Genomic DNA, 21875 nt, shown 5'->3' with positions numbered 1-21875 from the left:
GGCCTTGCAGACAAAGTGCAATACAAGCCTTTATATTGGATTAATCGCATATGCTGTTAAAGACCACGAAACGACCCTGCGCTGCGGCAAATGGTGCCGTTGCGAAGCCTTGCGCGCGATAAATCGCTTGCATCTGCGGGGTTTGGCGGTCATTGACACGGGACCATGTCCAAAACACCTGAAAATGAACGGCTTGACCAGCTTCTTGTTTCGCTCGGCCACTTTGCCAGCCGCTCGCGTGCGCGCGATGCGATTGCGCGCGGCACCGTGAGCGTCAACGGGAAAACGGCCACAAAGCCCAGCCAAACCGTTGCCGGAAACGTCAAGATCGCCATTACCGATCCGGCGCAGGCTTATGTTTCCCGCGCCGCCCTCAAGCTCACCGCCGCGCTCGATCACTTCGGGCTCGATCCGAAAGGCCATGAATGCCTCGACGTCGGCGCCTCCACCGGCGGCTTCACCGAGGTATTGCTTCATCGCGGCGCAAAACACGTCACCTCCATCGATGTCGGCCACGGGCAGATGCATCCACGGATCGAGAACGATCCGCGCGTGACCAATCTGGAAGGGCTGAATGCGCGCTTCCTGACAACCGACGACATTGATGACCGGTCCGTGGACTTCATCGTCTCCGACGTGTCCTTCATCTCCATAAAGCTCGCCCTTGCCCCGGCACTCGCACTTGCCGCCTCCGGCGCGCAAGCGGTTCTGCTGGTCAAGCCGCAATTCGAGGCAGGCCGTGATGCCATCAGCAAGGCCGGGCTGTTGAAAGAGCCGGAAACGGCGCCTGCCGTTGCTGCCGAACTGGAACGCTGGCTCGTTGAAGACATGGGCTGGAAGAGCCTCGGTCTCATCCCCTCGCCGATTTCCGGCGGCGATGGCAATATCGAATTTCTTCTCGGAGGCGAAAAGCCATGAGCACGCAGACCGTCAGTATCAAGAGCCTTGGCGCCCAGGGCGACGGCATTGCGCACTGTCCCGACGGCCCGGTCTATGTGCCCTTCGCCCTGCCCGGCGAAACGGTGGCCATCGCCAAGGTCAAGGATACCGGCACCATCATCTCGATTGCGGAAGCCTCCACGGATCGCCGCGAACCCGTGTGCCGCCACTTCGGCCCCGAGGGCGTTAACGGCACCTGCGGCGGCTGTTCGCTGCAGCATTTTGCCGACCAGCCCTACCACGCCTTCAAGCGGGAGCTGGTGGTTTCGGCGCTGAGATCGAAAGGCCTGACGCCGCCAGTAGACGATCTCGTCATCTGTCGCCCCGGCGAGCGCCGCCGCGCGGTGTTTGCCGCCCGCAAGACGGAAAAGGGCCTGCTGCTCGGCTTCAACCAGGCAAACAGCCATCACATCGTCGCCATCGAGGAATGTCCCGTCACCTCGCCCGGTATCGTCGCGCGGCTGGACGCCGTGCGCGCAATCGGCCTTTCCCTTGCGTCGAATGCCGAACCGTTCCGCATGACCGTTCTTGAAACGCTTTCGGGCCTCGACATTTCCGTCGAAGGCATCAAATCCGTCGGCGACAAACAGCGGCGCACATTGACGGAAACGGTGCTGGCAATGCGTGGCATCGCCCGTGTCGCGCTATCAGGCGAAATCCTGATCGAACCGCAAAAGCCGATCATCGAATTCGGCGGCATTCCGGTTTCCCCACCGGCCGGCGGTTTCACGCAGGCAACCAAACAGGCCGAAGACGCCATGGCGGAACTGGTGCTTGCCCATGTTGGCAAATCCAAACGCATCGCCGATCTCTTCTGCGGTTCCGGCACGTTTGCGCTGCGGCTTGCGCGCATCGGCCGCGTGCATGCGGTTGAGGCAGAGGACAAGCCGCTGAAAGCGCTCGATTTCGCCGCGCGCAACACGCAGGGCCTGAAACCCGTCAGCATCGAAAAGCGTGATCTTTTCCGCCGGCCGTTGATGACGAGCGAAATGAAGAATTACGATGCCGTTGTGTTCGATCCGCCGCGCGCCGGTGCGGAAGTCCAGTGCAAGGAACTTGCGCGCAGCGCGGTGAAGAAAATCGTAGCCGTCAGCTGCAATCCGCTGACGCTTGCGCGCGACCTCGCCATTCTGGTGGAGGGCGGCTATCGCGTCACGCGCGTCACGCCGGTCGACCAGTTCTTGTGGTCGCCGCATGTGGAAGCGGTGGCGACGCTGGAGAAATAATCACCAGGCGGTGTCAACAGTGCCGTTGCCGACCACGCCCGAGCAACGGCAGGCGCCGCCAACGCGGCCCTGCTCGATGGGGCAGACATAGGGCCGACGACGATTGGCGCTGTCCGGTGGAGTGATGACGCAAACGAAACGCGCGCGGCGCTGGCGATCGCGGGAATTGCCGGAGTAATAATTCGGGCTGTCGTCTTGCGTGGACTGCGCCAAAATGACGTTATTGCTCGAACCCGGCAAAGGCACGGTCGCCGCTGCCTCTGCGACAGTCGCAGCGGAGAGGAGGGCGGTCAGGGCGAAAACAAAGTGACGCATGGCGGGTGGCCTTCGAAGGATGACGTTGCGTTATCTAACCCAAGCCATATTACCCGGCTCCTTAACCGCAAGGAATTCCTGCCGGAACGCTTAACGCCGCATGAATGCCTCGAAAGCGGCCCGCGCCTCGGCACTCTGCAATTGCGCGGTGAAATGGCGGGCTTCCTCATCGATGCGGGCCAGCACATCTGCCGGATTGCCGCGCACGAGATCGCGGGCAATCTTCAGCGCCTGCTGCGGCTTGGCGGCAAGCCGCGTGGCAAGCGCCAGCGTTTCGCTTTCGACATGTTCCGGCGCCACGACTTTCCAGATCATTCCGGCCTGCAAGGCCTGTTCGGCGGTAAAACCTTCGCCCATGGCCAGCAGGGCAAAGGCGCGCTGATGGCCGATGAGCTTTGGCGCAAGCAGGCTGGACGCAGCTTCCGGCACCAGCGCCAGATCCACAAACGGCGTCTTGAACAGGCTGCGGTTGGAGGCAACGGTCAGATCGCAATGCAGGTTCAGCGTCGTGCCGATGCCGATGGCCAACCCATCGACGCCCGAAACCAGCGGCTTTTCGAAGGTTGCCAGCGCCTTCAGAAGATCGAGTACCGCGAGCTTGCCCTTTGCGCCAGACATGGCGAAGGCAAGAAAATCGGCCATGTCATTGCCGGCGGAAAAGCAACCTTCCGTACCCAGAAACGCGACGACACGGATATCCGGGTCTGCATTGGCGGCCTTCAGAGCCTCTGCCATGCGCAGATACATTGCATCGGTGATGGCGTTTTTCTTTTCCGGCCGGTTGAAGCGGATGGTCAGAACGTCAGGCGCATGACTGACCCGCTCGACGAGAATATGGTCGTCCGACATGGTTTTCTCCTTAACCCAGCACGGCGCGGGCGGCGGCAAGGCTTGCTGCACCGGCAATGACGCGATCCCTCAGCGCTGCCGTTTCCGCCAGCAGGTTTTCCGCCGCAAACCGGCAGAGCGATGCGCGATGCGCTCCCCTGCCGTCATCCACCTGGGCCAGGGCGCCCTTGGCAAGATAGGCTCCGGTGAGCGCCAGCCCGAAGAGGCGCTGATAGGGCGTGGCACCGGCGAGCGCGGTTTCGGTTTCCCCCGCTTTCAGGCGTTCCAGCAACCAGTCGGTCGCCGTTTCGAGATCGGTGAGACTCGTTTCGAGATAACGGGCAGTCTCGCCGAGATCGCTGCGGTTCGAGGCAGCAGTTCGGGCGACGATTTCACGCAATTCTGCGATGAAACCGCGCACCTGTGCGCCATTTGAAACCGGCAGCTTGCGCACCACCAGGTCGATCGCCTGAATGCCGTTGGTGCCTTCGTAGATCGGCGCGATGCGGGCATCGCGCAGGTAACGCGCCGCACCGGTTTCCTCGATGAAGCCCATGCCGCCATGCACCTGAATGCCCATGGAAGCGACATCGACACCGGCTTCGGTGGAGAAGGACTTGGCGATTGGCGTTAAAAGAGCAGCGCGCTCCTGCCAGTGGGCGCGTTCAGCCACGTCCTCGGCGGCATGCGCCATATCGATCGCGTGGGCGCAGTTGAAGGAGATGGCGCGCGCGCCTTGCGTCAGCGCTTTCATCGTCAACAGCGTACGGGCGATATCGGGATGCTCGATGATAGGGCTCATGCCCGAACCCTGCCAGCCGGGCGCCTTGCCCTGCGTGCGTTCCCTGGCGTATTCGATTGCCTTCTGTGTCGCCGCCTCGCAGATCGCCACGCCCTGCATGCCAACGGCAAGGCGGGCGTTGTTCATCATGGTGAACATGCAGGCGAGACCCTTGTTCTCCTCGCCGATCAGCCAGCCCAAGGCACCCTTCTCTTCGCCAAACTTTCCGTCCCCGAAGATCATCGTGCAGGTGGGCGAACCGTGAATGCCGAGCTTGTGCTCCAGCGAATGGCAGAAGACGTCGTTGCGGCTGCCCGGCGTGCCGTCGTCTTCGGGCAGGAATTTCGGCACGAGGAACAGCGAAATTCCGCGCGTGCCGGCCGGCGCATCCGGCAGGCGGGCAAGAACGAGGTGGATGATATTGTCCGCGGCGTCATGTTCGCCCCAGGTGATGAAAATCTTCTGCCCGAAAATGCGGTAGGTGCCGTCACCATTACGCTCGGCACGGGTTTTCAGCACGCCAAGGTCCGATCCCGCATGCGGTTCGGTGAGGTTCATCGTGCCGGTCCATTCACCGGAGACGAGTTTGGGAAGATAGATGCGCTTCAGGTCGTTGCTACCGTGGGCAACGAGAGCTTCCACCGCGCCCATGGTGAGCGTCGGCGCAAGCGCGAAAGCCATGGAACCGGAATTCCACATTTCGAGTGCGGCGACATTCAGCATATGCGGCAGGTTCTGGCCGCCGAATTCTTCCGGTGCGGTGAGGCTGTTCCAGCCGGCCTCAGCCCAGCGCCGATAAAGATCGGCCCAGCCGTCCGGCGTTGAGACCTTGCCGTCGCTCAGCCGCGCGCCCTGGCGGTCGCCTATATCGGCAAGCGGCGCGACCTGCTCGGTGGCGAAACGGCCGGCCTCCTGTAATATGGCATCGACCACATCTTCACCGAGGTCTCCCAGAGCACCTCTGGACAACGCGTCTTGCAGACCCGCCACATGTTTGAGTGTAAAGGCGATATCATCCACCGGCGCGGTATACATGCTGCCTCCTCCCGAAGCTCTTGCCTATCGTGCTGTTGCTTTCGGGCTAAATGATTTTTACGTAAACGTCAATTTGAAAATTCCCGCCTTTTCAGCGGGATTGTTATAAAACTGTCATATGAATTTGCTCAGCATGCGCTGACAGGTGCCGTGCCACCGCTGCCGTTTCCGTTTTGGGGCGACGGACGCCTCCCCTCCCATTCCGCCGGTCAGGACTGCCACGATGGATCTCATAACGCCCGCTATCCCCGGCCTTGTCTGGGCCTATCAATTCCACCCCGGAACGGCGCCATGCAGGCGGCTTGCGCCCGATGCGGGCTTTAGCGAGATGGCGCAATGCGAGGGCTTCTTCTGGCTGCACCTCAATCTCGCGGATCAGCGGGTGGCGGGCTTTCTCGAAACGATCGATGGGCTCGATGCCGCAGCGCTGGCAAGCCTTACCACCCATGAAACCCATCCGTCCATCACGGTGGATGAAAAGTCACTTTATGGAACGCTGGTCGATTTCCAGCGCGAGTTCGATCAGGAAACGCGTGATTTCGGTTGGCTGCATTTCGCGGTCAGCGACCGTTTCATCATTACCACCCGTCTGCAACCGTTGCGCTCAGTGGACCGGCTGAAAGCGGCAGTCGACAAGAATTCCAACCGCTACCTCACGCCGGCCCATGTCTTCGAAGGCCTCGTCGCGGAATTCCAGCGTTCGCTGATCAGCCTGGTGATGGAAACGACCGAAGAGCTGAACGCCATCGAGGACCTGGTCTATGACAGCGAAAACCGCGACGAGCGGCGACGGCTTGCGCCGCTCAGGCGCACGGTCGTTCGCCTCCACCGGCATCTGCGCACGGTGCTCACCCTGATGCGGCGGGCGTCTGCCGCCGATGAGGACGAGATGCCTGACGGTTTCGAGGATGTCGCCTCGCGGCTGATGGGCCGCCTCGAGGCCGTCGATCACGATGTCTACGCCCTTCAGGAACGCGCAAGGCTGCTGCACGAGGAAATCGATTCCAAACTCTCGTCCGAAACCAACCGGCATCTTTATATCCTGTCGCTGATGACGGCATTCCTGCTGCCGCCATCGCTGGTCACCGGCTTCTTCGGCATGAACACGGATGAGTTGCCATTTACGGTCGGCACCGGCGGCACGATGGCGGCCAGCATCTTCATCGTGATTTCGGTTATGCTTGCCTGGTACGTGCTGAAGCGGGCGCGCATTCTGTGAAAACAAAAAGCCGCCCGTATCCGGGCGGCTCGTAGTAACTATCAGGCTGGTCAATCCCTACTCCGTCTTGCCGGATCAAGGCCGGATGACGGAGTAGTGCTATCAGCTGTAAGGCGAATAGCAGGGCTGGCGTGGGCCATTGTAGGGCTGGAACGTGTTGCTATAGGCATCGTAGGACCGATACCGGCCATAGCACCAGTTCACATGCGCCTGGCTCATGCCGGCACGACGGACCGGACGATATTCGCGGTATACCGGGCGCGGGCGATATTCCGGAACCGGACGGTAGACTTCGCGCGGCTGCGACAGTGCGCCGCCGATGATCGCGCCGGTCGCAAAGGCTGCGAGCGGGAACCAGTAACCGTCGTGGTGACGATAACCCGGGCGGTAGTCGCGATAACCGCGATGGCCGCCGTACCAGCCGCGGCGTTCGCCGCCCCAGCCGCCACGATTGTCACGATCGCGCCAGTATTGCACATTGACGATATTCTTGCCGGCATCGTTACCCAGGGTCTGGACACTCTTCGGCGCCATCAGCAATGGCATTGCCTCAGCGGGAACAATCGCTCCTGCAACCACGATTGCAGAAAGACCGACAGCCAGGATATTCTTCACATAGCTTCTCATCTGACTTCCTCCATTCACGACGGTCGACAGGCCGTTGCACGTGAATAATAACACCTTTTTCTTTTTATCCAGCCAGTTTGTCGGTGCTGGCTGGAACATCACAGGTTGCAGGCTAGGCGCTTTCGCCTGAACCCAGCATTAACGGCGTTGTCACGCTTCGGTTACCGAAACTCGCCACCTGAAAGCAAAAGCCCGGATCAGACCCGGGCTTTCGAAAGGCGTGCTTAACGGCTGTATGGAGATACACATACGCGACGCGGACCGCTGTTCGGCTGGTAGCTGTTATCGTAGGCGCGGTACGAGCGCCAACGGTTCTGGCACCAGGAAACATGGCTGCCGCCATAAGCCGGTCTCGGCTGCGCCATGGCACCGCCAATAATTGCGCCAGTGGCAAAGGCCGCCAGCGGGAACCACATTCCGTTGTGATAACGGTAGCCCGGACGGCGGTCGCGATAGCCGCGATGGCCGTTATAATATCCGTCCCGCGACGGGCGCGGACGATACATACGGTCGCCGTATCTGCGGTCACCTCGGCGGTCCCATTCACGGTACTGCACCGGCACTACATTTTCAGTTGAGATTGCCGGCTTCGCCATCGGAACAGGCGCCTGGAACGCCTGCGACGGCGTGAAGCTTGTCAGGAACAGGACAACCGCCGTAGCGACGCTCGTCGTGCGGAAATTCATCATGATCTTTCCTCCGTTTGCTGTAGCGCGTTGAACCGCGCTTTCTAACTACTCGGTCTTGTCGGAGGTAGGGGCAGCCCCATTGAAACACCCGAAAAGAATTCGATGACGTGCAAACGAGTTTTAAGACCTTTGGTTCCGGTTCAAAAATAGATTCCCGCATAAGACGCAGGATTTCGTGCGCTCAGGCTTCCACCTTCACGTCGGTCAACGGCCGCGAGCAGCAGGCGAGAATATAGCCTTCATCGATTTCGTCATCGAGAATGCCGCCATTGTGGTTCATCTCCACCTCGCCGGAGAGCTTCAGCACCCGGCAGGTGCCGCAAATTCCCGATTCGCAGGCGGCACCGATGCGCACACCGGCGGCGCGCGCCGTCATCAGAACGGTCTGGCCGGGCTGGCACGGCACTTCCTTGCCGGAAAGCGTGAACCCCACCATCGAGAGTGCTTCGCCATCCGCCACGGTGTGAATACTCTCGCCCACAGCAACCGGGGCGGCTGGCGAAAAGCTTTCCTGGTGGTAACGGCTCATGTCGAAGCCGGAAGCATCCAGCATGGAGCGGATGGCGGCCATGAAAGGCTCCGGTCCACAACAGAACACCGTGCGATCCATGAAATCAGGCGACAGAAGCGCGATCTTGGCCTTGTCGACCATGCCCTTCAAGCCGGACCAGAGATCAGTGCGGCCGCAATTTTCCACGATGAAACCGAGCGACAGTTTCGGCATGAAGCGGGCCAGATATTCCAGCTCGTGACGGAACACGATATCAGATGGCGAGCGCGAGCAATTGATGAAGGCGATGTCACTCTGCGGCGCGCGGTCGCTCATGTCGCGCACCATCGACATCATCGGCGTAACGCCGGAGCCGGCCGAGATGAACAGGTATTTGTCGCCGGGATGCCGAACATAAGAGAAATCGCCGAGCGGGCCGAGTGCCCGGATTTTCATGCCGGGCTTCAGATTGTCGAACATCCAGCGCGTGCCGATGCTGGTGGCCTGCGCCTTGACCGTGACCGACAGCGCATAGGGCCGCGACGGGCTGGAGGACAATGTGTAGGTGCGGTAGAGCGGCTCCTTGCTTACCGGCAATTCCAGCGTCACGAACTGGCCCGGCAGATAACGGAACCAGTTCTGATCCTCCGACCGGAACAGGAATGTCATCACGTCAGGCGTCTCGGGCGTCACCGAAATGCATTCCAGCAGGTGGAGCTTGTCGCTCCACGGCTTCATCTCGTCTATGTGCTTGTAGGTCACAGCCATATTCATCTTCGCGTTACGCTACTGCCGAAAGGCGGGCCTTGTCGCCCGACAGCCGGTCAACCATGAAATCGGCATACCAGTTGACGAACTGCATCACGCCGCCCTCGTCTTCCATGGAATAGGGGCCGGGCTGGTAAGCGGGCGAGCGGATGCCGAAGGCGTTTTCCTCGACGATGCGGCGGTCCTGATCGTTGGTTTCGTTCCAGACGTGCGTGAGGTCCTCGAGATCGTAATCCACGCCTTCAACCGCATCCTTGTTCACCAGCCATTTGGTGGTGACCATGGTCTCGTTGGCGTTGAGCGGCAGCACACGGAAGGAAATGGTGTGGTCGCCGAGGAAGTGGTTCCAGGTCGTCGGATAATGGAACAGAAGCAGCGCGCCGATATGGCTGATGCTGACATCATCGGAAAGCGGCCGGCGCACGGCGCGTTTTCCCGACATGGTGTAGCTTTCCGCCTCGCCGATCAGCGGCATGCGGGCAACACGGAACTGGCCTTTCGGATCGATCTTGAAGCGGCTCGGCAGGCCGGCAGCCTCGCAGCGTGCCCAGTGGCCACCGATCTCGGGATCGCTTGCACCACCGTCCGTACCCGTAACGCTCGGGTTTTCAGGATAGGTTCGGCAGAGTTCCGGATGGTTGGCGGCGCAATGGTAGCACTCGCGGTTGTTTTCCCAGACGAGTTTCCAGTTACCCTTTTCGATGATCGTGCTTTCATGCGCAACCTTGGCTTCCCAGATGCGGTGCGGCGCCATGTAGCTTTCGACCTCGGCGCGCATCGGCGCGAAATCGGCGGGCTGGTCTGCCAGGCAGATGAAGACGTAACCGGCAACGGTTTCGCAGTGGACCGGCTTCAGGCCGAATTCAGCCTTGTCGAAATCATCGCCCATATGACGGGCAAACAGCAGCTTGCCGTCCAGATCGTAGGTCCACTGGTGATAGGGACAGACGAGGCGTGCGGACTGGCCCTTATGAGAAGAGCAGACGCGGGAACCGCGATGGCGACAGGAATTATGGAGGGCGCGAATCTGTCCGTCGCGACCGCGAATTATGACGACGGAATAGGCGCCCACCTGAACGGTGATGTAGTTACCGGCCTTCGGCACTTCGCAATCATGGCCGACAAACAGCCAGTCGCGGTACCAGATGGTTTCCATGTCCAGATTGAAATAATCCGGGTCCGTGTAGAAAGACTGTTCCAGGCTGAAGCCTTCGCGGCGGTTCTTCAGCTGACGCAGTACGGTATCACGCAATTCCATGGCCAAATCCTCGATCAAACCGCCCTGCCCCACACCATTTATCGGACTGCGGAAGTGTGATCCCATCTAAACATCAGCGTTCATTTGCGGCAGCGCAGACAGCGACATCGGCTTCCGCATTGGCGACAAATTGCGACATGCGCCAATGGCCGTTGCACGCCATTCCGCTGCGAAATCCGGCAGCTATTCCCCGCCGGAAACCACGTCGCAATATGACGCATGATGTCGCGCGGCTCCCTCTCTACCCGTTAAAAAACGGGGGTTGCGGCGCAACGGAGTTTTAACATGCCCTAAACTATATTGCCTGATCGACAACAACGAGGGCGTTCCGGGTGGAGAAGGCGACACGCATACGTTATTTCGATGCCGGCAAACATTCGGTCACGCCGATACGTTCCAAGACCGCGCATTCGGATTTCCTGCGAACCGGGCGCATCAGCCGCTACGAAGAACGCTGGCTGCCGAGGGAACGCGTCTATTACAGCCATGACGAAGTGGCGGCGATGACCGGGCGCAAGCTCGAGGCTGCTGCCGATGCCACCCATAGCCGCCTCAATGGCTTTCACCAGTCCATCCGTTTTCCCAAGATGGTTTTCCACCATCTGCTGGATGAGCGGCCGCATCTCGGCTATTGCCATGTCACGGCAGCGAAAACCAGTTTCGACGCCGAGCGCCATGTGCTCTGGTCGTTCTATTTCGCGAATTTCTTCGCCGAGTTGAGCGGGACCGAGAACTTCTTCGAAAACATCGATGCGCGCTATTCACGGATGTATTTCGCAGTCGCCATCAACGCGCTTCCCAACAAGCACATCGCCATCGATACCTCCTTCCATCGCGGCGGCCTGCTGTTCCAGACCCACGACCCGCGCGTAGCGCTCAAAAACGTGCTTATGCTCGGCGCCCGCTCGGACGAGATGCGCAAGATCATCAAGGCAATATAAAAGCCACGATAGCGCTTTCCATAAGGCCCTGAAATACGCTATTGACGCCCTGAAAGGCAGCATCATGGCGCGTCATATCGATATCGAAAACGAGCGGGAAACCGCCTTGCAGGCGGCCGTCGAGGAGCTTTCCCGCGGCCAGCCAATCGCTCTGCCCACGGAAACCGTCTATGGCCTTGCTGCGGACGCCACCGATCCGGCGGCCATTACCCGCATTTACGAAACGAAAGGCAGGCCGCAGTTCAATCCGCTGATCTGCCATATGGCCGATATCGCCATGGCCGAACGTTATGCGGTTTTCGATCCCGTGTCGCGACGCCTCGCCGAAACCTTCTGGCCCGGCCCGCTGACGCTGGTTCTGCCGCTGAAACCGGCAAGCGGCATTCACTCACTGGCAACGGCGGGGCTCGATACCGTCGGCATTCGCGTGCCGCAGGGTTTCGCCGGTGATCTGATCCGCCGGTTCGACAAGCCGCTGGCTGCGCCCAGTGCCAATAGTTCCGGCAAGATCAGCCCCACCAGTGCCGCCCATGTCGAGGCCGATCTCGGTAACAGGATCAACCTCATTCTTGATGGCGGTGCTGCCTCCGTCGGTGTCGAATCCACAATCGTCAAGGTGGAAGACGACGGGCGGGTGCGGCTGCTTCGTCCCGGCGGCGTCGTCACCGAGGAGATCGAGCGCATCACCGGCACCCAGCTCGAACGGCCGGAAAAGGCATCAGCCGCCATCGAGGCACCCGGAATGCTCGCCTCGCATTATGCGCCCGGTGCAGCCGTTCGCCTCGACGCGACATCCGTTTCTGCCGACGAGGCACTGATCCGGTTCGGCGGCATCGCGGTTGAGGGACAAGAGATCGCCCGTACCGTTCTCGACCTCAGCCCTTCAGGCGATCTTGCCGAGGCGGCCGCCAATCTGTTCGATTATCTCAAAGCAGCAGATGCGAGTGGTGCCGCGACAATCGCGGTCACAACCATTCCCGCCCACGGTCTTGGAGAGGCGATCAATGACCGCCTTTCCCGCGCCGCCGCGCCGCGAGGCTGACGGTACTTCACCATTTCGCCCACCGTTTCAAATGACAGCGAGACGCCAATGACAATCGCCGCCCCCTCCACCGACATCCTCGATCGCTTCACTGCCATTGTCGGCGAAAAAAACGCGGTGCGCGACGCTGTGGAAATGGCGCCGCGTCTCGTGGAAAATCGCGGGCTTTATCATGGTGCGTCACCACTGCTGCTCAAGCCCGGCACTGTCGAGGAGGTTGCAGCCATCCTGAAGCTCGCCAGCGAGACAGGCACGCCCATCGTGCCGCAGACCGGCAATACCGGCCTTGTGGGTGGCCAGACGCCGCGTGCTGACGGAACCGACATCATCCTCTCGCTCGAGCGCATGAACCGCATCCGCGACATCGATCCGGTCGCCAACACCATCGTTGCGGATGCCGGCTGCATTCTCGACGACATTCACAAGGCCGCATCGACCGTGGAGCGGATGTTCCCGCTGTCGCTCGGTTCGCAGGGCTCGTGCCGCATCGGCGGCAATCTGGCCACCAATGCCGGCGGCACGGCGGTTCTCGCTTATGGCAATATGCGCCAGCTTTGCCTGGGGCTTGAAGTGGTGCTGCCGACAGGTGAAATCTGGGACGGGCTTCGCCGGCTGAAAAAGGACAATACGGGTTACGATCTGCGCGATCTCTTCATCGGTTCGGAAGGCACGCTCGGCATTATCACCGGAGCGGTGCTGAAGCTTTTCCCCGTGCCGCTCGGCCATCAGGTGGGTTTTGCCGGTCTTCGATCCACCGACGATGCGTTGAAGCTGTTCGAAATGGCCTCCAACCTCTGCGGCACAGCGCTGACCGGCTTTGAGCTGATGCCGCGCATCGGCGTGGAATTCACCGCCAAACATATTCCCGGCGTGCGCGATCCGCTACAAACGCCGCATGACTGGTACGCGCTCATCGATATCTCCACCTCCGATTCGGCTGAGACGGCTGAAACGATGATGCAATCGCTGCTGGAGCGCGGTTTTTCGGCCGGGCTGGTCGAGGATGCGGTGATCGCTTCATCGGAAGCGCAGCGTCAGGCGCTCTGGCATATGCGCGAAAGCATGTCGGATGCGCAAAAGCCGGAAGGCGGCTCTATCAAACACGACGTTTCCGTTCCGGTGTCGAAGATACCGGAATTCATGGCAACGGCGGAAAAGGCCGTTCTTGCCGCCATTCCCGGCGCCCGCGTCTGCGCCTTCGGCCATCTGGGCGATGGCAACATCCACTACAATATTTCCCAGCCGGTTGGTGCGGACAAAGCTGAATTCATCGGTCGCTGGCGGGATATGAACGAGATCGTGCACGGCATCGTGCTGTCGCTCGGCGGCTCGATTTCGGCCGAACATGGCATCGGCCAGTTGAAGCGCGACGAGCTGGCCGCGATCAGGCCTGACATTGAAATGGACCTGATGCGACGCATCAAACACGCCTTTGACCCCGCCGGCATCATGAACCCCGGCAAGGTGATCACCGCCCGCTAGGGACAGCAGCTTCATCATCGTTGCAGGTTAGTTGGAAGTTCTCGCCGTCCAGGCGGGAACCAGTTCCGCATTCAGGCGGCGCGGCTTTTGCGCGTGCACGAGCTGTGTCAGGCCCATGCCGGATTTTGCGATCGCCACCGCATGTTTCTTCGGCATCAGGTAGCCGCATTCCAGGGGAGGACGGCGGCGCACTATCCGGCTGAAAAAGGGCCGCTTGTGATACCGGGACGGCGAGAAACGCGCGGGCTCGGCACAGACAGCCACATATTCGAGAATCTCTTCGATCCAGCCGCTCTGCGGACGCGCACCCGGTTCGACCAGCAGGATCCACTGCCCGCGCGCCGAGCGCATGACATCCTCAATATCCCACTGCGCATAAAAACGGCAGCCAGCGGCATCGGCGACGCGCGACGATCCATCGCGCGAACCGTGATCGAGGATCACAACGTCGCTTACCAGCCCTTCCACGGCCCCGGTTACAAGCGCAGACAGCGTATGCGCCAGTTCCGGTTCCTGATCGCGGCATTCCATTATGACTGTCAACATATGCATAGCTCTAACGCATCGCACAATAAATTGCCACTGCACTGGATGTCAGAAAATCCGCGACCGTTCAGGCTTAACTCTAACCCACCTTCAGGTGGGATTGATACAAACAAGACCCCGGCCGCGGGTTGGTCAGCTATCGATTTTGCATTTTTTGTTCTTGTAATGTTCTCGTTTCTGCGGTAGGAATTTAATCATTCGAAGAGGCAATGAAACGCCGGTTCGAGTGGAAACGGTTTAGGGCGTTGACTTGCCTTGAGAGGCGTGCGGCACCCTGGGAGCATCCAGATGAGAGACCATACGCTTTCGGGGCAGGCTGCTTTCCAGCCGAGCCATACGCCTGACATTGCCAATGCGCTGGCCGATGCATCGGGCCTGCGCATCGAGATCGACCGTCGTCGCGGGCGTGGTGCCGGACTTAACCCGGGCGGGCGCTTCGAGGCCCTGCAGCGGGAGGTTTTCGACGATGGCTGGCAGACCCTCGAGGAGCTGCCGGAGTTCCGCACCGAAGTGCAGGTGGAAAAGCCGCGCAGCATCATCAGCCGCAACGAATCGCCTGACATCCCTTTCGACCGTTCCATCAATCCCTATCGCGGCTGCGAACATGGCTGCATCTACTGTTTCGCCCGTCCGACGCACAGCTATATGGGGCTTTCCGCCGGGCTGGATTTCGAGGCGAAGCTTTTCGCCAAGCCGGATGCGGCAAAGCTGCTCGAAAGGGAGCTGGCGAAGCCCGGCTACAAGCCGCGCGTCATTGCCATCGGCACCAATACCGACCCCTATCAGCCGATCGAGCGCGAATGGCGCATCATGCGACAGATACTGGAAGTGCTGGCAAAGGCCGACCATCCCGTCGCCATCGTCACCAAATCGGCCCTGATCAAGCGGGATATCGATATTCTGGCGCCCATGGCCAAGAAAGGTCTCGTCAAGGTTGGTATTTCCGTGACGACGCTGGACCGCAAGCTGGCACGCAGCATGGAACCGCGCGCCGCCACGCCTGAAAAGCGGCTGGAAGCGGTCAAGGCGCTGACGGATGCTGGCATTCCCGTGGCGGTGATGATGGCACCCGTCATTCCCGCACTCAACGATCATGAGATCGAACGCATTCTCGAAGCCGGCAAGGCCGCTGGCGCAACGGAGGCCTCCTATGTGCTGCTGCGCCTGCCGCTGGAGGTCAGCCCCCTCTTCCGCGACTGGCTGCTGCGCAACTATCCGGACCGCTACCGGCATGTCATGTCGCTGGTGCGCTCCATGCGCGACGGCAAGGATTACGATGCGGAATTCGGAAAACGTATGAAGGGTGCTGGTCCCTATGCATGGCAGATCGGCAGGCGTTTCGAAATGGCGACGAAACGGCTTGGCCTCATCCGCCGCGGCATTCACCTGCGCGACGACATCTTCGTGCCGCCGGGAGGTGCCGGCGTGCAATTGTCGCTGCTTTGAAAATATGAGGCCCGCTTGGCCGATCAAAGGCGCATTACGATGCGCGCAACGATACCCAGCGGTGCAGACCCATAAAGAGTGGCAGCCCTTTCCTGTTGACGGGGCCATGCTCTTGACGAAATGCCCGGCGGGTTTTCCCTGGCCCGTCGGACATCACCCCCGGAACCCGCCGCCTCGCGTGCGATCGTTTTTCCTCCGCCGCCCCGTTGGAGGATCAAAGGTCATGACGACCTAAGGGGCACGGTTGGCCACGCCCCTTGACCCGGCTGGCCGCGCCCGTCATCGCCCGCTTCCGGGGGCTTGCAGGAGATCGGGTGTGTGTGCAAGTTTCTGCCGCATGAAACGCCGCACCACACCCGATTCTCCTGCCCTCTTTGATCTCGCCGATACGGGCCCCGATTTCTCCTTCGAACTTGAAGCGAGGAAGAAGGGGCTTTGGCCCGTGGCCGGCACGGATGAGGCAGGCCGGGGACCTCTCGCGGGACCAGTGGTTGCGGCAGCTGTCATTCTCGATCCCGACAATATTCCTGGTGGTCTTGACGATTCCAAGAAACTGACCAGGCTGAAACGGGAAAGCCTGTTTCTGCAAATCATGGAAACATCGATCGTTTCCGTCGCCTCCTCCGGCCCCGGCCTTATCGACACCATGAATATCCTGCGCGCCAGCCTCGACGCGATGCGTCGCGCCGTACTCGGCCTCGAAATCTCCCCAGCCCTCGTGCTGGCAGATGGCCGCGACAAGCCGCCGGGCATCACCTGCGAGTCAAAGGCCGTCATCAAGGGCGATTCCCGCTCCCTCTCAATCGCCGCCGCTTCGATCATCGCCAAGGTGACCCGTGACCGGATGATGGAACGGGCCGGTGTAGTGCACAGCTCCTATGGTTTCGAAGGCCATGCGGGTTACGGCACACCAGCCCACCTGCGCGCCATAGAAAGCCATGGGCCCTGCCCGCTGCACCGGATGAGTTTCAGGCCGCTGAAGCAGGACTGATCGAAAACCACGATCCTGAAGCGGAGAATGCGGCCTCGCCCCGGATTTCAGCGCCCTGCCATGAGGTGACGATCTCCGTCTCCACTGGTAGAATTCTATCTCAATGCGTGGACTTGACGGGCTTTGGGAGAAGAGATTTGGATTTCATGAAACTGTTGAAGTCGCTCGAGGAACTTCTCTACGAGCTGGTTTCATGGCTCCTCTTCTATCCGCTGACAATGTGGCGATCGGTCGTCGCACCGCTCAGCATGATGCGCTACGCCGATAGCGAACTCGCGGATCGGCTCGAGGACCAGTATGACGACACACTGAGTCCACCCCTCTTCCTCCTGATCACTCTGCTATTTTCGCAGGGGCTCTCCGCCTCCCTTCCGACCATTTACGATCCCACATTGGCCGCCCGGGAGCTTGGTTCGGGTTCGAACCTGCTCATAGCGCGTGGCGTTATATTCGGGATTTATCCGCTGTGTATGGCCGTCACGCTTCTGCGGTGGAAACGGGTGAGGATCACCCGAAACTCCCTGCGTCCGCCGTTCTTCAGCCAATGTTACGTGGCTGCGCCGTTTACATTTGTCCTTGTTATGGGCTTCGATTTTGCATCCATGCCTCTGGAACATGGCCTTACGTTCGGGCTCGCCATTATTGCGCTCGCCACGATCTGGTATGCGCAGGCTCAGATACGATGGCTGATGCAGGATCTCGGCTTGGGCATCGCGAAAGCAGGCCTGGCTTTCAGTGGCGCATTTCTGGTTGCCACCGCGGCAGCTTTTGTACTGGCGGTGCTGATAGCGCTCGAGGCCAAGACAATCTATCCCGCGATCACTTAACAAGCCTCGACAAATTGGCAGCCACGAATTGCCGGCCAGCATCCAGTCTTCAAAGCCGATGCTTTTTCTCCAAAGGTCGACAGACATCGATAGACACGCTGCAAGCAGGCACCACAGTGTGCACCCACGAGCTTGCCAACACAGCCCCCGGCTGAGGCATAAAACAAAAAACCCCTCGCGGCGGGCGCCGGAGGGGTTTTGAATAGTACGAGATGAACTTAGTTCAGCTTCGACTTCACTTCGCCAATGGTGTTGGCGAAAAGTTTGGCCTTTGCGGCAGCGGTGGTCTTTTCGGCAATGAGCTTCTCGGAAGCTGCAATGGCGATGTCCACGGCGGCGGCACGAACGGCGCCTATGGCGTCTTCTTCGGCCTGCTTGATCTTCTGTTCCGACAGGGCCGTGCGGCGGACGACGAATTCTTCCGTCTTCTGCTTTGCTTCGGCGGTCAGGGCGGCCGCTTCGCGTTCGGCAGCAGCAACGATGCCAGCTGCTTCAGCTTCGGCTTCCTTGCGCTTGCGCTGATATTCGGCCAGCAGGTGCTGTGCCTCTTCGCGCAGACGCTTGGCTTCGGCCAGTTCGTCCTGAATGTTCTGCGCGCGCTCGTCCAGAGACTTGGAGAGCATGCCCGGAACCTTGAGATAGGCGATCAGGACGAAGAAAAGGACAAGACCGACAAGAGCGAAAAATGATGCATCAAACGCCATATCAGGCTCCCTTCACAGTCGAAGCGGCTGCAATGGCGGCCTTGACGTCGGCATCCTTGACCTTGGCGCCAACCAGCTGGTCAACGATTGCGGTCGCGGTTTCCTCGGCAATGGCGCCGACATCCGCGAATGCCTGATCCCTGATACCCGCAATGCGCTTTTCGGCGGCGGCAAGCTTCTCGGCAAGTCCGGCTTCGATCGCGACGCGGTCGGCATCGGCTTTCGCCTTGGCGGCGTCACGTGCCGCGGAGCCTATCGAGCTTGCCTTGGCGCGGGCTGCCGCGAGTTCTTTTTCATAGGTTTCGACGGCTGCGTCGGCTTCGCTTTTCAGCCGTGCCGCTTCATCGAGATCCTGTGCAATGCGCCCATGACGGTTTTCAAGAATGCCGCCGACGCGAGGAACGATGACCTTCTGCATGAGCAGGTAGAAAAGGCCGAACGTGATCGCCAGCCACAGGACCTGCGATGCATAAGTAGACTGGTCGAACGGCGGGAAAACGCCGGAAGCACCGTGTTCGGCGCCGTGCGCTACACCGGTTTCCGTGTGCGTGGCTTCCGGTTGCGGCTGGCCGACAGCCGGAGTTTCCGTATGCGTTTCACCTACGGTCGGTGCTGACTGGGCATAAGCCTCGGTCACGAACATGCTCACCTCCAGGGGGACTGCAAATGCGAAGGATCACGGCACGCAATTTGCGCGAGCCGTGATCCAGACCTGATGCCGTTATTAGACAGCGAACAGGAGAAGGAGAGCTACGAGCAGCGAGAAGATGCCCAGAGCTTCCGTAACGGCGAAGCCGAATACCAGACGGCCGAACTGGCTGTCGGCAGCAGAGGGGTTGCGCAGTGCGCCGGAGAGGTAATCACCGAAGATACGGCCGAGTGCGAGGGACGTACCAGCCATGCCGAGGCATGCGAGACCTGCGCCGATGTACTTTGCTGCTTCCGCTTCCATGTGAGACTCCTTGAGATATTGGTTGTTGCGGCTATCTTTTGGCGCCCGTTGCCGGGGCCAGCGACTTTACTTCTCAGTGACCACCATGCACGGCGTCGTTCAGGTACATGCAAGTCAGTACCGCGAACACATAAGCCTGCAGGAAGGCAACGAGAAATTCGAGAGCGGTCATTGCGACCGTCATTATGAGAGGCAGGACTGCACCGCCGATACCGAGCGCGCCGAGCGCACCCATGGAGGCGACGAAGCCTGCGAAAACCTTGAGCGTGATGTGGCCAGCCAGCATGTTCGCGAAGAGACGAACGGAAAGGCTGATCGGACGCGACAGGAACGAAATCATTTCAATTGACGCGACAAGCGGCAAAAGCGCCTTCGGAACGCCCGAAGGTGCGAAGATGCCGAAGAAATGCAGACCGTGCTTGTAGAAACCGTAAACGACGACCGTGCCGATGACGAGGCAGGCAAGCGCGAAGGTGACGATGATCTGGCTGGTGACCGTGAAGAAATACGGGAACATGCCGAGAAGGTTCGCGGTCAGCACGAACATGAACAGCGAGAATACGAATGGGAAGAACACCATGCCCTTTTTGCCGGCGCCTTCGCGCAGCATGGAGGCGATGAATTCATAGGACATTTCAGCAACGGACTGCATGCGGGTCGGGATCAGACCACGGCTCGACGTTGCGAAATAAAGGAAACCGGAAGCGGCGGCCACGGTCGCGACCATGAAAAGCGACGCATTGGTGAAGGAAAAATCGACGCCGCCAATTTCGATCGGAATGATCGGCTGCACCAAGAACTGATGGGTCGGATCGTTTGCCACCGGCTGCCCTCTTTACCTGTCGCCGCTCATGGCGGCATCTCAACTGCAAGAAAAAACAGCTTAAACGCCGTCTTTTCCACCCTCGTCTCGCTTGTCGGCTCTCTCAAGCAGCGGCGGCTTTGCCACCGCGCCCGTGGAGCGCAACACATTCAATACGCCTGCGCAGAAACCGAGAAGAAGAAGAACGATCATCCCCCACGGCGTCGTGCCGACAAAATAGTCCAGAAGATAACCCAGCATAGCGCCGACCACGATGGCCGAAATGAACTCCGATGAGAGCTTCACCGCCATCGCAAAGCCTTTCCGGCTTTCCGCGGCATTGGTCTCCGCCCTCACTTCCGCCTCATCCTCCGCCTTCACCTTTGCCAACTCTTCGGCAAGGCGCTTGCGACGCTCGTCCAGACTATCGTCACGGTTGCCAGTCATCTTAAAATCCCACCCATTTTCTCCGTTCCAGCCATGCCAGAACCCTTTGGAGTTGTAAACGGTGACGGATTAAGCCTGTTCCAGCCCGCTCTGAAGTCGCGCGCAACATAGTTTTAGGGGCTTCGCTAGTCAAGGCACTGGCGAAGCTTGTTTTTTCACAAATTAAATATTTAAAAACAAAGGCTTAACGCCAAATCGCCGTTTGTCGACGATGTTTCCCCCGGGAATCGGCATTTTTGACACGCAAATTGCGACAAATTGGCGGTGGTATCAGCTCCAGCCGCCACCATAGGTTCGATAAAAGACGTGCAAGCCAATCCTGCCGACCTTCTTCATGGATTTTCCCCAGGCGGGACGAACATAGACGGCATGATAGTGAGTCGCCGAGCCCACTTCCGTCAGCCAGATTTTGCCGGCGGTGGTTGCCATGGCCACTTCGCGCGCCATTTTCCAGTGACGTTCGGAATTCACCCGGTCCTTTTTATTGTCGCAGGCGAAGGAGAACTGGCAGCGGTTGCGCCAATCCTTGTTCTGATAAACCACACCGCAGATGGTTTTCGGATAAGCGGGGTTGCGCACGCGGTTAAGGATCACCTGTGCCACCGCCGCCTGTCCCTTGACCGATTCACCGCGCGCCTCGAAATATATGCCGGATGCAAGGCATTGCTGTTCGGCTGCGGAAAACACGGCAGCGGGCAGCGGCGTTGCCGCCCATGCGTGATCGTCCGCGCCGATCAACGGCACGAAGCGGCCGGCCTCCGGCTTTTTCAGAATGGCGTCGAACGGCGATTCACGGGCGAAATCCGGTTCGGCCGGCGCGTAAGCCGTGGCGAGAATATCGGGAGTCCTGTTGGTAACGAGTTCCGCCAGCATCGGAGAGACGCTTTTGTCCGCCTTCTTTTCTTCACGGCGGAAATAGAAGGAGGCAAGTTTGACGTCGCTGCCGCGTTTCGGTTTCACAAAAGCCGTGCGGTCCTTGCGCTTCAGCGGCTCTATATCCAGCATGCTAGTGCGTTCCAGCACGGAACCGGCGGTGAAGGCCTTTGGCGGCTGCATGATTTCGGTTGCGACGATGCGACCCTTCTTGGCGGCACGGTTGACGCGCTCGCTGTCGGGTGTCGTCTCGTCACCCTTCTTGTTGGTGACGAAAGCCACCTTGCGGCCATCGGGCAGAGTCATGCCGCTGCCATGCAGCGCCGCCTCCCCTTCCGCATCGTTAAAGGTGAGCGAGGCGTTATGGACAGAGCCTGCCGGTGACGCGGTCAGCACCATGCGCCATTGCTCGCCGCCATTGTCCAGCCCTGCCAGCAGGGAGGCCAAATCCGCGCGTGCGGCAATGGAAGGAAAGACGAGCCAGGCAGCAAGGCCGAAGACAACGGGTGAGGTCCATGCCTGAAGGGACGCAAAGGACCGACGACGCATTACTCTTTTCGAACGCAAAACCAGCACTCCGAACACCAGGAACCATATTTGTTACAGGTGTTCGAGAATCTCTTATTAACCTTGATGCTTGGTTAACG

Annotated in this window: 23 protein-coding genes; 9 read left to right on the top strand and 14 right to left on the bottom strand. The window is 59.9% G+C overall.

Features of this window, described 5'->3' with window-relative positions:
* The first annotated feature begins 165 nt into the window (after window positions 1-165).
* A complete protein-coding gene (locus AC1DCP_RS03045; RefSeq protein WP_019564205.1) occupies window positions 166-918 on the top strand; it encodes a TlyA family RNA methyltransferase in 753 nt (250 codons plus the stop codon).
* Window positions 915-2165, top strand: a complete 1251-nt coding sequence (locus AC1DCP_RS03040) for a class I SAM-dependent RNA methyltransferase (RefSeq protein ID WP_065688058.1) — start codon at window positions 915-917, stop codon at window positions 2163-2165. Before AC1DCP_RS03045 ends, AC1DCP_RS03040 begins: the two co-directional genes overlap by 4 nt.
* On the opposite strand, the gene AC1DCP_RS03035 is transcribed toward AC1DCP_RS03040, so the two are convergent.
* The 3 genes from AC1DCP_RS03035 to AC1DCP_RS03025 all read right to left on the bottom strand — a co-directional run bounded on the left by AC1DCP_RS03035 (window position 2166) and on the right by AC1DCP_RS03025 (window position 5124).
* Window positions 2166-2480 (bottom strand): hypothetical protein, encoded by a 315-nt coding sequence (locus tag AC1DCP_RS03035; protein ID WP_065688057.1) that lies wholly within the window; start codon window positions 2478-2480, stop codon window positions 2166-2168.
* 90 nt (window positions 2481-2570) lie between these two features.
* Window positions 2571-3329 carry a crotonase/enoyl-CoA hydratase family protein gene (locus AC1DCP_RS03030; RefSeq protein ID WP_003511725.1) on the bottom strand — a complete coding sequence of 253 codons (759 nt, stop codon included), beginning with the start codon at window positions 3327-3329 and terminating at the stop codon, window positions 2571-2573.
* A 10-nt stretch (window positions 3330-3339) separates the two neighbouring features.
* Window positions 3340-5124, bottom strand: coding sequence for an acyl-CoA dehydrogenase (locus AC1DCP_RS03025; protein WP_112152806.1), 1785 nt, complete (start codon window positions 5122-5124; stop codon window positions 3340-3342).
* A gap of 223 nt (window positions 5125-5347) precedes the next feature.
* On the opposite strand from AC1DCP_RS03025, the gene AC1DCP_RS03020 reads away from it, so the two are divergent.
* The gene (locus tag AC1DCP_RS03020) at window positions 5348-6343 is read left to right on the top strand and encodes a transporter (RefSeq protein WP_065688054.1); all 996 of its coding nucleotides are present in this window, start codon (window positions 5348-5350) and stop codon (window positions 6341-6343) included.
* A 102-nt stretch (window positions 6344-6445) separates the two neighbouring features.
* On the opposite strand, the gene AC1DCP_RS03015 is transcribed toward AC1DCP_RS03020, so the two are convergent.
* The 4 genes from AC1DCP_RS03015 to AC1DCP_RS03000 form a co-directional block, all read right to left on the bottom strand.
* Complete coding sequence (locus tag AC1DCP_RS03015; protein WP_065688053.1) at window positions 6446-6970, bottom strand: BA14K family protein; 525 nt, start codon at window positions 6968-6970, stop codon at window positions 6446-6448.
* Between the two features lie 224 nt (window positions 6971-7194).
* Entirely contained in the window at window positions 7195-7659 is a 465-nt protein-coding gene (locus AC1DCP_RS03010; RefSeq protein WP_065688052.1) for a BA14K family protein, read from the bottom strand.
* A gap of 181 nt (window positions 7660-7840) precedes the next feature.
* Window positions 7841-8923 carry an FAD-binding oxidoreductase gene (locus AC1DCP_RS03005; RefSeq protein ID WP_065688051.1) on the bottom strand — a complete coding sequence of 361 codons (1083 nt, stop codon included), beginning with the start codon at window positions 8921-8923 and terminating at the stop codon, window positions 7841-7843.
* Window positions 8924-8930: 7 nt separating this feature from the next.
* Window positions 8931-10175: an aromatic ring-hydroxylating oxygenase subunit alpha gene (locus AC1DCP_RS03000; protein ID WP_003511714.1), complete on the bottom strand. Its 1245-nt coding sequence runs from the start codon at window positions 10173-10175 to the stop codon at window positions 8931-8933.
* A gap of 332 nt (window positions 10176-10507) precedes the next feature.
* Between AC1DCP_RS03000 and AC1DCP_RS02995 the strand changes: the two genes are divergently transcribed.
* The 3 genes from AC1DCP_RS02995 (at window position 10508) to AC1DCP_RS02985 (ending at window position 13640) form a co-directional block, all read left to right on the top strand.
* Complete coding sequence (locus AC1DCP_RS02995) at window positions 10508-11116, top strand: DUF6656 family protein (protein WP_065688050.1); 609 nt, start codon at window positions 10508-10510, stop codon at window positions 11114-11116.
* A 64-nt stretch (window positions 11117-11180) separates the two neighbouring features.
* On the top strand, window positions 11181-12158 hold the full coding sequence (locus AC1DCP_RS02990) for an L-threonylcarbamoyladenylate synthase (RefSeq protein ID WP_065688049.1): 978 nt from the start codon (window positions 11181-11183) through the stop codon (window positions 12156-12158).
* 48 nt (window positions 12159-12206) lie between these two features.
* Window positions 12207-13640, top strand: a complete 1434-nt coding sequence (locus AC1DCP_RS02985) for an FAD-binding oxidoreductase (protein WP_065688048.1) — start codon at window positions 12207-12209, stop codon at window positions 13638-13640.
* 27 nt (window positions 13641-13667) lie between these two features.
* Here the strand turns inward: AC1DCP_RS02985 and AC1DCP_RS02980 are convergent, their stop codons facing one another.
* Window positions 13668-14186, bottom strand: coding sequence for a glycosyl transferase (locus AC1DCP_RS02980; protein WP_065688290.1), 519 nt, complete (start codon window positions 14184-14186; stop codon window positions 13668-13670).
* Window positions 14187-14474: 288 nt separating this feature from the next.
* Between AC1DCP_RS02980 and AC1DCP_RS02975 the strand changes: the two genes are divergently transcribed.
* The 3 genes from AC1DCP_RS02975 (at window position 14475) to AC1DCP_RS02965 (ending at window position 17450) form a co-directional block, all read left to right on the top strand.
* Entirely contained in the window at window positions 14475-15632 is a 1158-nt protein-coding gene (locus tag AC1DCP_RS02975; protein ID WP_003511704.1) for a PA0069 family radical SAM protein, read from the top strand.
* A 337-nt stretch (window positions 15633-15969) separates the two neighbouring features.
* A complete protein-coding gene (locus tag AC1DCP_RS02970; protein WP_065688047.1) occupies window positions 15970-16623 on the top strand; it encodes a ribonuclease HII in 654 nt (217 codons plus the stop codon).
* 137 nt (window positions 16624-16760) lie between these two features.
* Window positions 16761-17450, top strand: a complete 690-nt coding sequence (locus tag AC1DCP_RS02965) for a permease (protein WP_065688046.1) — start codon at window positions 16761-16763, stop codon at window positions 17448-17450.
* Window positions 17451-17668: 218 nt separating this feature from the next.
* On the opposite strand, the gene AC1DCP_RS02960 is transcribed toward AC1DCP_RS02965, so the two are convergent.
* The 6 genes from AC1DCP_RS02960 to AC1DCP_RS02935 all read right to left on the bottom strand — a co-directional run bounded on the left by AC1DCP_RS02960 (window position 17669) and on the right by AC1DCP_RS02935 (window position 21777).
* On the bottom strand, window positions 17669-18154 hold the full coding sequence (locus AC1DCP_RS02960; RefSeq protein ID WP_003511699.1) for a F0F1 ATP synthase subunit B: 486 nt from the start codon (window positions 18152-18154) through the stop codon (window positions 17669-17671).
* Between the two features lies 1 nt (window position 18155).
* Window positions 18156-18797 (bottom strand): F0F1 ATP synthase subunit B, encoded by a 642-nt coding sequence (locus AC1DCP_RS02955; RefSeq protein ID WP_003511698.1) that lies wholly within the window; start codon window positions 18795-18797, stop codon window positions 18156-18158.
* Between the two features lie 81 nt (window positions 18798-18878).
* Complete coding sequence (locus tag AC1DCP_RS02950) at window positions 18879-19106, bottom strand: F0F1 ATP synthase subunit C (protein WP_003494147.1); 228 nt, start codon at window positions 19104-19106, stop codon at window positions 18879-18881.
* A gap of 73 nt (window positions 19107-19179) precedes the next feature.
* A complete protein-coding gene (locus tag AC1DCP_RS02945) occupies window positions 19180-19929 on the bottom strand; it encodes a F0F1 ATP synthase subunit A (RefSeq protein ID WP_003511697.1) in 750 nt (249 codons plus the stop codon).
* A 60-nt stretch (window positions 19930-19989) separates the two neighbouring features.
* The gene (locus tag AC1DCP_RS02940) at window positions 19990-20355 is read right to left on the bottom strand and encodes an AtpZ/AtpI family protein (RefSeq protein ID WP_003511695.1); all 366 of its coding nucleotides are present in this window, start codon (window positions 20353-20355) and stop codon (window positions 19990-19992) included.
* A gap of 270 nt (window positions 20356-20625) precedes the next feature.
* The gene (locus tag AC1DCP_RS02935; RefSeq protein WP_065688045.1) at window positions 20626-21777 is read right to left on the bottom strand and encodes a cell wall hydrolase; all 1152 of its coding nucleotides are present in this window, start codon (window positions 21775-21777) and stop codon (window positions 20626-20628) included.
* Window positions 21778-21875: the final 98 nt, after the last annotated feature.

The sequence above is a fragment of the Agrobacterium sp. 10T429 genome (assembly GCF_056393925.1).
The sequence above is the reverse complement of the archived record's forward strand: the minus strand, read 5'-3'. Positions and strand labels throughout refer to the sequence as shown.